The following is a 12,328-nucleotide window of genomic DNA, read 5'->3' on the forward strand; positions in this document are numbered from 1 at the left end:
GATTTTCCCGAAAAATCCCCCGGCCGGAAGAAAACGCCCGGAGAATCTCTCCGGGCGTTTTCGTGGGTTCAGTTTTCGCAGGCGGCGGACAGCAGCCCCGCCAGTTCCTCTTTTCCGATGCCCTTTTCCGCGGAAAACGGCACCAGGGTGTCCCGCTCCGTCAGCTCCAGCGTCTCCCGGATCAGGGCCAGGGCAGGCTCCACCTGACTCTTTTTCAGCTTGTCCACCTTGTTGGCCACCACAATCTCCGGGCAGCCGGTCTGGCGGAACCAGTCATGCATTACCTGGTCGTTGGCGGTGGGCTTGTGGCGGGCGTCCACGATGAGGACGCCCAGGGTGATGAGGCCCGCCTCGTCCTGAAAATAGGCCTCCATCAGCCGGCCCCACCGCTCCTTCTCCTCCCGGGAGACCTTGGCGTAGCCGTAGCCCGGCAGGTCCACCAGATAGGCCCGGCCGTCCACCCGGAAGTAGTTGATCTGGGTGGTCTTTCCCGGCGACGCCCCCACGTAGGCCAGATTCTTCCGGCCTGTCAGGCGGTTGATCACCGAGGACTTGCCCACGTTGGACCGCCCCGCGAAGGCGAACTGGGGCATGGTGTCCCGCAGGAAATCCTTCTGGCTGGCGGCGGCGCGGACAAATTCAGCTTTCGCAAAATTCAGGGCCATGGGGGCACCTCAACTTTCACTGCCGCAGGGCGGCATTCTCATTTCCCTCCCGGGCGGGAGCGAAGGCCGCCGCCGGCTCCTCCGGGGCGGGGGGCTGCACCGTCACCGGCTGGGGCGCCAGGGCCGCGGCCAGCACCTCATCCACCGTGGTCACCGGCACGAAGTTCAGTCCGGCCCGGACGGTCTGGTCGATCTCGTCCAGGTCCCGCACGTTGTCATTGGGGATGATCACCGTCCGGACGCTGTTGCGCAGGGCGGCCATGGTTTTCTCCTTCAGTCCGCCGATGGCCAGCACCCGGCCCCGGATGGTGATCTCACCGGTCATGGCCAGATGAGCCCGGATTTTCCGGCCCGTCAGGGCGGAGGTCAGGGCCGTGGCAATGGCGATGCCGGCGGAGGGGCCGTCCTTAGGCACCGCGCCCTCCGGGAAGTGGACATGGATGTCCTTGGTCTTGTAGAAGTCGCCGGCGATGCCCAGCTGAGCCGTGCGGCTGCGCAGGCAGCTGAGGGCCGCCTGGACCGACTCCTTCATCACGTCGCCCAGGTTGCCGGTGAGTTCCAGCTTGCCGCTGCCCTCGGTGACGTTGACCTCCACCTCCAGGATCTCGCCGCCGGCTTCCGTCCACGCAAGGCCGTTGACCACGCCGATTTCCTCCTGCTCCGTGTGGAGAGCCGGGGGATTCCGGGCGGGACCCAGCAGCGCATGCAGGTCTTTTTCTGTAATGGAAACCCGCTTTACAGTGCTTGTCAGCAGGCGCATATCCGTTTTCCGGCACAGCGCCGCGATCTGGCGCTCCAGCTGGCGGACGCCGGACTCCCGGGTATAGTCCCGGATGATGGCCCGCAGGGCGTCATCGCTGACGCGAAGCTGCGTCTTTTTCAGGCCGTGCTCCGCCATCTCCTTGGGCAGCAGGTGGCGGCGGGCGATCTGCAGCTTCTCCTCGTCGGTATAGCTGCTGAGCTCAATGACCTCCATCCGGTCCAGCAGCGGCCGGGGGATGGTACTGGTGGTGTTGGCGGTGGTGATGAACATCACCCTGGAGAGGTCCAGGGGGATCTCCAGGAAGTGGTCCCGGAAGCTGTTGTTCTGCTCCGAGTCCAGCACCTCCAGCAGCGCCGACGCCGGGTCTCCCCGGTAATCATTCCCCAGCTTGTCGATCTCATCCAGCAGCAGCAGAGGATTCATGGACCCGCTGCGGCTGATGGCCTCCACCACCCGGCCGGGCATGGCGCCTATGTAGGTCTTGCGGTGGCCCCGGATGTCCGCCTCGTCCCGGACGCCGCCCAGGGACAGCCGGGCCAGCTTCCGGTTCAGGGCCGAGGCGATGGAGATGGCGATGGAGGTTTTGCCCACGCCGGGAGGGCCTACCAGGCAGATGATCTGCCCCTTCCCCTCCGGGTTCATCTGGCGCACCGCCAGCGTCTCCAGAATGCGCTCTTTCACCTTCTGCAGGCCGTAGTGGTCCCGGTCCAGAATCTTCCGGGCGGCGGCCACGTTCAGCCGCTCCCGGGTGGTGACGTTCCAGGGCATCTCCAGGCACACGTCCAGATAGTTCCGGCACACCGCCGCCTCCGCGCTGCCGAAGGGCTGCTTGGCCAGGCGGTTCACTTCCTTCAGCAGGTGCTCCTCCGTCTCCTCCGGCAGGGCCAGCTCCTTGATGCGGCTGCGGTAGGTTTCGATCTCGTCATCGTCGTCCGTCTCCCCCAGCTCGTTCTGCATCACCCGAATCTGGGTCCGCAGAATCTGCTCCCTCTGGGAGCGCTCCAGCTGGCCGCGGACCTTCCCCTCCATCTCTTTCTCAAAGCCCAGAACGTCGTTCTCCCGGGCCAGGAAATCATTGAGCCGCTTGAGCCGCAGGAAGGGGTTGGTCTCCTCCAGAATCTCCTGCTTGTCGCCGGGGCGGATGCTGATGTTCTGGGCGATATAGTCCGCCAGATAGCCCAGGTCCCGGCAGTCCAGCACGGCAGCCTGCAGCTCCTCCGGGATGCCGCCCACCTGCTGGGCATACTCGCCGAACAGGTTGATGGTCTGGCGCAGCAGCGCCTCCGTCCGGGGACTGCGGGAAAAGGCCTCCGAGGGGATCTCCTCCGGCAGCAGCTCCACATTGGCCTGCAGGTAGGGGCTGGTCTGCCACAGCCGTTTCAGCCGGGCACGGTGCTCACCCTCCACCATCACCCGGACGGAGGTGGGGGAAAGGCGTAGAATCTGCACCACCCGGGAGACCGTGCCCACGGGATAGAGGTCCTTTTCCTGCGGCTCCGCCACGCCCACCTCCCGCTGGGTCACCAGGAAGATGCGCTGGTCGTTTTCCATGGCGTGTTCCAGTGCCCGGACGGACATGGGACGCTCCACGTCAAAATTCAGATTCATATGGGGGAATACCGTCAGGCCTCGCAGGGCCAGTACCGGGATATTCCAGCTTGTCAGTTCCATGGGGAATTCCTTTCTCCGTGCGGAAGAGGGACGCCCTCCGGCGTCCCTCCAGTCATTCGTCTCAAGCTCAAGACGCCGAAGCAGGGTCCGGAGCCGCTTTGCTCTCGCCCTTGCCGGTGTTCAACTTCACCGCATAATTGATCTTATCGGGGTTGTGGGTCAGCTCCGGCTGCTCCGTACCCTCCACGCAGGCCTTGGTGATGACCGCCTTTTCCACCGTGGGATCGGAGGGCACGTCATACATCACCTGGGTCAGCAGACCCTCCATCACCGCCCGCAGGCCCCGGGCGCCGATGTTGCGCTCGATGGCCTTGTCGGCAATGGCCTCCAGCGCCTCCGGCTGGAACTCCAGGTCCACGTCATCGTACTCCATCAGCTTTTTGTACTGCTTCACCAGCGCGTTTTTCGGCTCCGTCAGAATCTTCACCAGATCCTCCCGGGTCAGGCTGTTGAGGGAGGCGATCACCGGCAGGCGGCCCACCAACTCCGGAATGATGCCGAATTTCAGCAGGTCATGGGGCTGCACCTGGCGGAACAGCTTACCCACGTCCCGGTCCTTCTTGCTGGTCACCGGCGCGTCAAAGCCGATGCTCTTGGTCTCCACCCGGCGCTCGATGATCTTGTCCAGGCCGTCGAACGCGCCGCCGCAGATGAACAGAATGTTCTTGGTGTTCAGCTGGATAAACTCCTGATGGGGGTGCTTGCGGCCGCCCTGGGGCGGCACGTTGGCCACGGTGCCCTCCACGATTTTCAGCAGTGCCTGCTGCACGCCCTCGCCGGAGACATCCCGGGTGATGGAGGTGTTCTCGCTCTTGCGGGCGATCTTGTCGATCTCATCCACATAGATGATGCCCCGCTCGGCCCGCTCCACGTCAAAATCCGCCGCCTGCAGCAGCCGCAGCAGGATGTTCTCCACATCGTCGCCCACGTAGCCGGCCTCCGTCAGGGTGGTGGCGTCGGCAATGGCGAAGGGGACCTTCAGGATCCGGGCCAGGGTCTGGGCAAACAGGGTCTTGCCGGAGCCGGTGGGTCCGATGAGGAGGATGTTGCTCTTCTGCAGCTCCACGTCCTCGTCGCCGCCGAAGAAAATCCGCTTGTAGTGGTTGTAGACCGCCACGGACAGGGCCACCTTGGCCTCATCCTGCCCGATGACATACTGGTCCAGCACCTCTTTGATCTCCCGGGGAGTGGGCAGCTTGTCCAGCGTTTCCTCCAGGCTGCTGCCCCGGTCCTCGTAACCGTCGTTCAGGATGCTGACGCACAGCTCCACGCACTCGTCGCAGATGCGGACGCCGGGACCCTGAATCATACGGTGCACCTGCTGCTCATGCTTGCCGCAGAACGAGCAGCGGAGAGATTTCTTATCGTCGTTCATGAAAACCTCCATGCGCCATGCGGCGCTGAAAAGATGTCGCTGCCTCCGGTGCGGAGGTTCCGTTCCGCCGGATCAGCGGCTGGTAATGACCTTGTCCACCAGGCCAAAGTCCAGCGCCTCCTGGGCGGTGAGGAAGTTGTCCCGCTCCGTGGCGTTCCGGACCTCCTCGATGGTCCGGCCGGTGTTGGCGGCCAGAATCTCATTCAGGCGCTGCTTGGTCTTCAGAATATACTCCGTGTGAATCTGGATGTCCGTGGCCTGACCCTGGAAGCCGCCGGAGGGCTGATGGATCATGACGCAGGCGTTGGGCAGCACCAGACGCTTGCCCTTGGCGCCGGAGGACAGCAAAAACGCGCCCATGCTGGCCGCCATACCCACGCAGATGGTGGACACATCGCACTTGATATACTGCATGGTGTCGTAAATAGCGAAGCCGTCGGTGACGGAGCCGCCGGGGCTGTTGATATACAGCTGGATGTCCTTGTCCGGGTCCTGGGCCTCCAGATACAGCAGCTGGGCCACCACAAGACCGGCAGAGGTGGCGTTGACCTCCTCGCCCAGATAGATGATGCGGTCGCTGAGCAGGCGGGAGAAAATATCATAACTCCGCTCGCCCCGGTTGGTCTGTTCCACAACATAAGGGACTAAACTCATTGGTATACCTCCTTGAAACTTTGCTCTCCCATGCCCCGCCGACACACCGGCGGATATGGCAACAGCGCCGCAGGCCCGCGGTACGGGTCGCCCGGCGCTGAAGCCAACAGCAGCACCATGATCGCACACGACCTATGATACTACGATCTCCTGCGAGAATTTGTAGAATTCATGTAAGAGCGTGCCGCTTCTCCGTTTAGTATGCCCGGAATTATTTGGATTCTTCCGTCTCCTCGGATTTCTCCTCGGCCTTCTTGGCAGACTTCTTGGCAGCGGTCTTCTTGGCGGGCTTCTCCTCCTCCACGGGGGCGGTAGCCACGGCGCTGTCGGTGACGATGGCAACGGCCTTGCGGCTCTTGACCTGATCCTCCACCACGTCGCGGGTCAGATACTTCTTGACGCTCTCCACGTCCATGCCGTATCTCTCGGCCAGGTCGGCGTACTCCTTCTCCACGTCCTCGTCGGCGGCCTCCACAGCCTCTGCCTCGATGATGGCGGCCAGAGCCAGATCCATGCGCACCTGGCGCAGGGCGGGCTCCCTGGCGTCCTCGTGCAGCTTCTCCTCAGTCTGGCCGGTGATCTCCATGAACTTGTCATAGGGGATGCCCTGGGACTGGAGCTGCATCCGGTAGTTCTCCAGCATCTGACGGATCTGGTTCTCCACCATGGCCTCGGGCACATCGCAGGTGATGTTGTCGGCCACCTGCTGCATCAGGGCGTCCTCAAAGGCCTGGTTGGCGGCGGTCTCCCGCTCGGCGGTGATCTTCTTCTTCAGGTCGGCCTTCAGTTCTTTCAGGGTGTCAAACTCGGACACGTCCTTGGCAAACTCATCGTCCAGCTCGGGCACGTCCTTGGCCTTGACCTCGTTGACCTTCACATGGAACACCACAGCCTTGCCGGCCAGGTCCGCGTGATAGTCCTCGGGGAAGGTGATGTCGATGTCCTTCTCCTCACCGGCCTTCATGCCGATGATCTGGTCCTCGAAGCCGGGGACGAAGGAGCCGGAGCCGATCTCCAGGCTGTAGTTCTCGGCGGTGCCGCCGTCGAAGGCCACGCCGTTGTCGGTGCCCTTGTAATCGATGACCGCGGTGTCGCCGGTCTCCACGGGACGGTCCACAGACACCAGGCGGGTGTTGCGCTCGGTCAGCTGCTGCAGACGCTCATTGACGTCGGCGGCGGTGACCTTCACCTCAGCCTTGGGGGCGCTCAGGCCCTTGTACTGACCCAGGGTGACCTCGGGATAGACGGGGACGATGGCCTTGAAGGTAAAGCCGTCCCGGGTGACCTCACCCTCCAGCTCCACCTTGGGCTCGCCCACAACCCGCAGCTCCTGCTCGGTGACGGCGTTCTTATATGCGTCGAACCAGACGAGGTCGATGGCGTCGGAGTAGAACACCTCAGCGCCATACATCTTCTCGATCAGATGACGGGGGGCCTTGCCGGGGCGGAAGCCGGGGACGCGGATGTCCTTGCGCTTCTGGCGGTAAGCCTTCTCAACGGCGGCCTGAAATTCTTCGGCGCCAACTTCGACGGTCAGTGCAACCTCGTTCTTTTCCAGTTTTTCGCAGCTCTTAACACTCATTTTTGTTTACTCCTCCGTTCATCATCGGCTCAAAGCCGGTGCATCAAGTGATTTTAGCAGAAAATCTGAGAAAAATCCATACTTTTTTCGCTTATTCACAAATTTTTTTCGGAATAAAACCCAGGTGGTCGCCGGAGATCAGGGAAAACGCCGTTTCCCCCCGCACGCCCTCGATTCTGCGGCGGATGGTGGCGCCGTGGAGATGGCCGTAGCAGCACTGCTTCACATGGTATCCGGACAGCAGCGCCAGAATCTCCGGGCACTCATACCCCTGGTACAGCGGCGGATAGTGGAGAAAGCACAGGATGGGCCGCTCCCCCGCCGACTGCAGCGAGGTCTCCAAGCGCATCAGCTCCCGGTTCAGCACCTTGGCGTTGTGGGGCTTCTGGTTCTCCTCCAGAAACCAGCCCCGGGTACCGCAGACGGCCCAGCCGCCGTACTCGGCGCAGTTGTTGTGGAGAAAGCCGAATGTGTGAAAGTCCTTCTCCCGGAAAAAGGCGTTCATCTTGGACACGGTGGTCCACCAGTAGTCATGGTTTCCCTTCACCAGCAGCTTCCGGCAGGGGAACTGCTCCAGAAACCGGAAGTCCGCCTCCGCCTCCGCCAGGGACATACCCCAGGAGGTGTCCCCCGCCAGCACCAGCAGGTCCTCCTCCGTCAGTTGGCTCAGGGACTCCCCGATCCGGTCCACATAGTTCTCCCAGGCCGGGCCGAACACTTCCATGGATTTGTTTCCGCTCAGGGAGAGGTGCAAGTCCCCCATGGCATAGAGGGCCATCGCCGCCCCTCCTTTCTGTCGTCGCAAAGTCTCTGTGAAATCCGCAGGTGCCCCTGTCTTATTCCCGCACTTCGCCCTGCAGGATACGGCACAGGTCTTTCCTGGCCCGGTTCAGCGGCCGTTGAAAGCAGGCACGGGACAGGATCACCCCGAACGCCAGCATGGCCGGAGCCATCAGCACTTCCCAGAAAAAGCCATCTATCGCCGCCGCCAGCACACCGCCCAGGGTAAACACCAGCAGGACGCCGCACCACACCGCCATGAAGCCCCGGACGAGCCAATGGCAGCGGGCGTCCACCGTCAGGACGCTGCCGCCCTCCGCCGGAACCACGGAGCACCGCAGCACCGGCAGCCAGGAATTCCGGCAGGAAAGGGCCGGCTGCAGCGTGAATTCCGTGCCGCCGTAGGGAATCTCTCCCGTGAAGCAGACCTCGGTGCAGACCCCGTCTCCCCGGCGGGAGGCCGTATGGCTCCGCAGCAGCCCCACCGCCGTCAGGCAGTCGCAGGGCGACGCCACGCAAAAGCGCTCCCGGTTCCGCAGCTTCATCTTATTTCAGGAAGTCCAGCACCACGTTCTCCATGTTCTGCTTCTCGCAGCTCTGGTCAAAGCGGCGGGTCTTGCCCTTCAGCGCCGCCAGACGGCGGGGCACCGCAACGCCGGACACCCGGTTCAGCTGGTCCAGCAGCTCCACGCCCTGGCCCTCGGGGGTCTCCCCCACGGCGGAAAGCACGTGGTTGCAGAACTTGTAGGGAGACGCGGTGGACACGAACACCGTCACCCGCTCATCGCCGGTGGCCTTCCGGTACTGCTCCATGACGTTGGCAGCCACGGCGGTATGGGTGTCGATGAGGTAGCCACGATTGAAATAGTAGTCATGGATGGTGGCGGCGGTGCCCTCCTCGTCGCAGAAGCCGCCCCAATACTGCTCGCTCAGCGCCGCCTTGATGGTGTCGGACACCTCGTAGCGGCCGGTCTTGCCCAGCTGCTCCATATAGCCCCGGACCTCGGCGTCATTCTCGCCGGACAGGTCGAACAGCAGACGCTCCAGGTTGCTGGAGATCAGAATGTCCATGGAGGGGCTCATGGTGGTGTGGAAGGGACGGTTGCGGTCATATACGCCGGTGCGCAGGAAGTCCGTCAGCACGTCATTGCAGTTGGAGGCGCAGATCAGCTTGCCCACCGGCAGGCCCATGCGCTTGGCGTAATAAGCGGCCAGAATGTCGCCGAAGTTGCCGGTAGGCACGCAGAAGTTGATCTCCTGGCCCATGGTGATCTTTCCATCCCGCAGCAGATCGCAGTAGGCGGAGATGTAATACACCACCTGGGGCAGGATGCGGCCCCAGTTGATGGAGTTGGCGGAGGACAGGAAGAAGCCCCGCTCCGCCAGCTGAGCCCGGATGGCCTCGTCGGAGAAGATGCGCTTCACGCCGGTCTGGGCGTCATCGAAGTTGCCCACCACGGAGCAGACGCCCACGTTGGCGCCCTCCTGGGTCACCATCTGCAGCTCCTGCACGGCGGACACGCCGTCCTTGGGATAGAACACCATAATACGGGTCTGGGGCACGTCGGCGAAGCCCTCCATGGCGGCCTTGCCGGTGTCGCCGGAGGTGGCCACCAGGATGCACACCGTCTTGTCCTCGCCGGTCTTTTTCAGGGCGGCGGACAGCAGCTGGGGCAGCATCTGCAGCGCCATGTCCTTGAAGGCGGAGGTGGGGCCGTGCCACAGCTCCAGGCAGTAGGTGGCGTCATCCACCCGGCGGACAGGGGCCACGGCGTCGGTGTCGAACTTGTCGGGGCCGTAGGCGTTGTCGGCGAAGCCCTTCAGCTCCTCCACGGTGTAATCGGTGAGGTACAGGCCCATGACTCTGGCGGCCCGCTCCTGATAGGAGGCGGAAACCAGGGACTCCAGGAAGGCCCGGTCAATCTGGGGAATCTCTATGGGCGTCAGCAGACCGCCGTCGCGGGAGAGGCCCATTTTGATGGCATCTGCCGATTCATAGCGCAAAGAGATGTCCCGGGTGCTGTAATACTTCATTTGTACATTCCTCATTTCACAGGAAAATTTGTTTTTATGAGAACGCGTCCTCCAGATATTCCATCCGCAGAACGCGGCCGTTTTCGTCCACATAGACCTCCGCCACGTCAAACCGGGCGGGTGCGTCCGTCAGATCGTTGGCGGTCAGCCAGAAGGCGGCGGCGGTCCGCAGCCGCTCCTGCTTCCGCCGGTCCACGAACTCCCGGGGCAGCGCCGGGGAATGGGCGCCCCGCAGCTTCACTTCCACAAAGCACACGGTCCCTCTCCGGTCCTTGGCGATGAGGTCAATCTCCCCGAACCGGCAGCGCCACTGGCTGGCAAGCAAAGTGCAACCCCGTTTGCGCAGGTACCGGGCGGTCTCCGCCTCCCCCAGATTCCCCAGGTCTCTCGTTTTGCTCATGGCTTCCCCTGCTCCCACTTTTTCAGAAAGGTTTTCCGGTGGGCCGGGCAGGGGCCGTACCGGTCCAGCATGGCGTAATGCAGCTTCGTCCCGTAGCCCTTGTGGCGGGCGAACTGATACTCCGGATATTGGGCGTCCAGCTCCGCGGCGGCATAGCGGTCCCGGCTCACCTTGGCCAGGATGGACGCCGCGGCGATGGAGGCGCTGAGTCCGTCGCCCTTGACGATGGTGACATGGGGTGTGCGGATGGCATACCGGCTGCCGTGGTCCCGGTTGCCGTCGATGAGGGCCATGTCCGGCCGTACCGGCAGGGCGTCAATAGCCTTCTGCATGGCCAGCATCCGGGCGTTGAGGATGTCCATCTCATCGATGTCCGCCGCCTCCACCCGGGCCACGGCAAAGGCCGCGGCCTGGTTGGTGATCACGTCGAACAGCGCCTCCCGCTTTTTCTCCGTCAGCTTTTTGGAGTCGTTGAGGCCGGGGATCTCCAGCTCCCGGGGCAGAATCACCGCCGCCGCGTACACCGGCCCCGCCAAAGGTCCGGCGCCGGCCTCGTCCACGCCGCAGACCGTGTCGAAGCCCGCTGCCCACTGTTCCCGCTCATAGGCCCACAGCTCCACGTCAGTACTCCATGACGATGCGCCGGCAGGCCTTGCAGATGTGGCCCGGCATGGCGGTGTTGTTCAGGCGGAAGTTGCCGCCGCTGTAAGGCCCGTCCAGCACCACGCCGCCCTTCTTCTCGATGCCCCGGGTGGTGTTGAAGGCCCGGTCCGGGTCAATGCCCCTGGGCATGAAAAACAGGCCGATGCTGTCGGCTGTGGTGACGTTGCCGTCTTCCATGGGTGCTCCGCAGAACGGACAATTCATAAGCTCCTCCTCACTCCGCCGTCTCCGGCAGTTCCAGTGTAAAACGCCCCAGCTTGCCGGCCCGGAATTCGTCCAGCAAAATATTGGCCATGCGTTCCGTGTCAATCTCGCCGCCGGAAATCAGGAAGCCCCGTTTCCGGCCCGCCGCCTCCAGCAAGCGGTAGCCGTAAGCCACCTCGTCCTCCTCCGGCTGCCGCTCCGGCAGCGCCGGCAGCTTGTAGGCCGTTTTCAGGGATTCGGGGTAGCGCTCCCCCAGATAGGCCATCAGGTGGCAGCCCAGGGTCTCCGTGTCCAGGATCTCATCCTTCACCGCGCCGGTAAAGGCCAGATTCAGTCCCACGCTCTGGTCCTCGAACTTGGGCCACAGAATGCCCGGCGTGTCCAGCAGCTCCAGCTGCGCGTCCACCGGCACCCACTGCTTGGAGCGGGTGACGCCGGGGCGGTCCCCGGTCTGGGCGGTTTTCCGGCGGGCCACCTGGTTGATGAAGGTGGATTTGCCCACGTTGGGGATGCCCAGGATCATCACCCGGACCACCCGGCCTACCTGGCCCTTTTCCGCGTAGGCCCGCAGCTTGTCCGCCAGCAGCTCCCGCACCGCGGCGGCAAACTGCTTCGTCCCCACACCGCTTTTGGCGTTGGACTCCAGCACCGCATACCCCTTGCTGCGGAAGTACGCCGCCCACTGCTTCGTGGCCGCCGGGTCCGCCTGATCCACCCGGTTCAGCACCACCAGCCGGGGCTTCCCCGCCGTCAGCTCGTCCACGTCCGGGTTGCGGCTGGACAGCGGGATGCGGGAATCCAGGATTTCGCACACCGCGTCCATATTTTTGATCTGCTCGGCGATCATCCGCCGGGTCTTGGTCATATGACCCGGATACCATTGAATATTCATCCGTTTCCTCTCTGTGCTCTGGTCAGTCCCGCTGCCACGTCCTCCGTGCCGCAGATGACGCCGATGCGGTCAAAGGCCTGCTTCCCCGTCTCACTGTCCGGGCCGGGGTACAGCAGGAACACCGCCTTGCCAATGATATACCGCTGATCCACCGTGCCCAGCCGGTAGTCCCGGCTGTCATTGGAGTGGTTGCGGTTGTCGCCCATGACGAACACGGACCCCTCCGGCACCGTCAGCGGAAACTGCATACCCTCCTGCTCGAAGGTCAGCTCCGCGATGTAGGGCTCCTCCAGCTTCTGACCGTCCACATAGACGGTGCCTGCGGAAAAGTCAATGTCCACGGTCTGTCCGCCGGTGGCAATCACCCGCTTCACAATCGGCTCCGGCAGAAAGCTCTGCTTGCGCAGCACCACAATATCCCCCCGGCGGTAATCGTCGGACAGCAGCGGGCTGACCACCAGCAGCCGGTCGCCGTTCTGCAGCGTAGGCACCATGGACCGGCCGTCCACGCCAATGAGGCGGGCCGCAAAGGTAAACACCAGCACCACGCTCAGCACCGAGCAGACCAGCGCCTGCGTCCATTCATACAGGCCCCGGTCCGTTTTGACGGTTTTCTGTTTTTCTTCCCGTTCCAACGGAATCCCT

The 12,328-nt window shown here is 63.4% G+C and carries 13 protein-coding genes; all 13 read right to left on the reverse strand.

Translation table 11 applies throughout. From position 1 onward, the window contains the following. Positions 1–68 precede the first annotated feature (68 nt). The gene (gene yihA / locus SOX55_RS10885; RefSeq protein ID WP_325287479.1) at positions 69–665 is read right to left on the reverse strand and encodes a ribosome biogenesis GTP-binding protein YihA/YsxC; all 597 of its coding nucleotides are present in this window, start codon (positions 663–665) and stop codon (positions 69–71) included. Between the two features lie 16 nt (positions 666–681). Then, positions 682–3,099, reverse strand: a complete 2,418-nt coding sequence (gene lon, locus SOX55_RS10890) for an endopeptidase La (protein ID WP_325287480.1) — start codon at positions 3,097–3,099, stop codon at positions 682–684. A 67-nt stretch (positions 3,100–3,166) separates the two neighbouring features. After that, the gene (gene clpX, locus SOX55_RS10895; RefSeq protein ID WP_442873622.1) at positions 3,167–4,474 is read right to left on the reverse strand and encodes an ATP-dependent Clp protease ATP-binding subunit ClpX; all 1,308 of its coding nucleotides are present in this window, start codon (positions 4,472–4,474) and stop codon (positions 3,167–3,169) included. Between the two features lie 72 nt (positions 4,475–4,546). Further along, positions 4,547–5,128: an ATP-dependent Clp endopeptidase proteolytic subunit ClpP gene (gene clpP, locus SOX55_RS10900; protein ID WP_325287482.1), complete on the reverse strand. Its 582-nt coding sequence runs from the start codon at positions 5,126–5,128 to the stop codon at positions 4,547–4,549. Positions 5,129–5,339: 211 nt separating this feature from the next. Beyond that, the gene (gene tig / locus SOX55_RS10905) at positions 5,340–6,710 is read right to left on the reverse strand and encodes a trigger factor (protein WP_325287483.1); all 1,371 of its coding nucleotides are present in this window, start codon (positions 6,708–6,710) and stop codon (positions 5,340–5,342) included. Positions 6,711–6,801: 91 nt separating this feature from the next. After that, a complete protein-coding gene (locus SOX55_RS10910) occupies positions 6,802–7,488 on the reverse strand; it encodes a metallophosphoesterase (RefSeq protein WP_325287484.1) in 687 nt (228 codons plus the stop codon). 58 nt (positions 7,489–7,546) lie between these two features. Continuing rightward, on the reverse strand, positions 7,547–8,035 hold the full coding sequence (locus SOX55_RS10915; RefSeq protein WP_325287485.1) for a hypothetical protein: 489 nt from the start codon (positions 8,033–8,035) through the stop codon (positions 7,547–7,549). 1 nt (position 8,036) lies between these two features. Beyond that, positions 8,037–9,524 carry a threonine synthase gene (thrC, locus tag SOX55_RS10920; RefSeq protein ID WP_325287486.1) on the reverse strand — a complete coding sequence of 496 codons (1,488 nt, stop codon included), beginning with the start codon at positions 9,522–9,524 and terminating at the stop codon, positions 8,037–8,039. A gap of 34 nt (positions 9,525–9,558) precedes the next feature. Further along, a complete protein-coding gene (locus SOX55_RS10925) occupies positions 9,559–9,924 on the reverse strand; it encodes a YraN family protein (protein WP_325287487.1) in 366 nt (121 codons plus the stop codon). Continuing rightward, positions 9,921–10,544: a ribonuclease HII gene (locus SOX55_RS10930; RefSeq protein WP_325287488.1), complete on the reverse strand. Its 624-nt coding sequence runs from the start codon at positions 10,542–10,544 to the stop codon at positions 9,921–9,923. The genes SOX55_RS10925 and SOX55_RS10930 overlap by 4 nt, the downstream gene beginning before the upstream one ends. A 1-nt stretch (position 10,545) precedes the next feature. Continuing rightward, on the reverse strand, positions 10,546–10,791 hold the full coding sequence (locus SOX55_RS10935) for a PF20097 family protein (RefSeq protein ID WP_325287489.1): 246 nt from the start codon (positions 10,789–10,791) through the stop codon (positions 10,546–10,548). Positions 10,792–10,801: 10 nt separating this feature from the next. Then, the gene (gene ylqF / locus SOX55_RS10940; protein ID WP_325287490.1) at positions 10,802–11,683 is read right to left on the reverse strand and encodes a ribosome biogenesis GTPase YlqF; all 882 of its coding nucleotides are present in this window, start codon (positions 11,681–11,683) and stop codon (positions 10,802–10,804) included. Continuing rightward, positions 11,680–12,318 (reverse strand): signal peptidase I, encoded by a 639-nt coding sequence (gene lepB, locus SOX55_RS10945; protein ID WP_325287491.1) that lies wholly within the window; start codon positions 12,316–12,318, stop codon positions 11,680–11,682. Before lepB ends, ylqF begins: the two co-directional genes overlap by 4 nt. Positions 12,319–12,328: the final 10 nt, after the last annotated feature.

The organism is Dysosmobacter sp. (assembly GCF_034093755.1).
In the GTDB taxonomy this organism is placed as follows: domain Bacteria; phylum Bacillota; class Clostridia; order Oscillospirales; family Oscillospiraceae; genus Oscillibacter.

Coding starts and splice junctions, on each gene's coding strand:
- thrC (WP_325287486.1), bottom strand. CDS start 9,524: ATGAAGTATTACAGCACCCGGGACATCTCTTTGCGCTATGAATCGGCA.
- ylqF (WP_325287490.1), bottom strand. CDS start 11,683: ATGAATATTCAATGGTATCCGGGTCATATGACCAAGACCCGGCGGATG.
- SOX55_RS10910 (WP_325287484.1), bottom strand. CDS start 7,488: ATGGCCCTCTATGCCATGGGGGACTTGCACCTCTCCCTGAGCGGAAAC.
- clpP (WP_325287482.1), bottom strand. CDS start 5,128: ATGAGTTTAGTCCCTTATGTTGTGGAACAGACCAACCGGGGCGAGCGG.
- yihA (WP_325287479.1), bottom strand. CDS start 665: ATGGCCCTGAATTTTGCGAAAGCTGAATTTGTCCGCGCCGCCGCCAGC.
- clpX (WP_442873622.1), bottom strand. CDS start 4,474: ATGAACGACGATAAGAAATCTCTCCGCTGCTCGTTCTGCGGCAAGCAT.
- SOX55_RS10915 (WP_325287485.1), bottom strand. CDS start 8,035: ATGAAGCTGCGGAACCGGGAGCGCTTTTGCGTGGCGTCGCCCTGCGAC.
- SOX55_RS10925 (WP_325287487.1), bottom strand. CDS start 9,924: ATGAGCAAAACGAGAGACCTGGGGAATCTGGGGGAGGCGGAGACCGCC.
- SOX55_RS10935 (WP_325287489.1), bottom strand. CDS start 10,791: ATGAATTGTCCGTTCTGCGGAGCACCCATGGAAGACGGCAACGTCACC.
- tig (WP_325287483.1), bottom strand. CDS start 6,710: ATGAGTGTTAAGAGCTGCGAAAAACTGGAAAAGAACGAGGTTGCACTG.
- lon (WP_325287480.1), bottom strand. CDS start 3,099: ATGGAACTGACAAGCTGGAATATCCCGGTACTGGCCCTGCGAGGCCTG.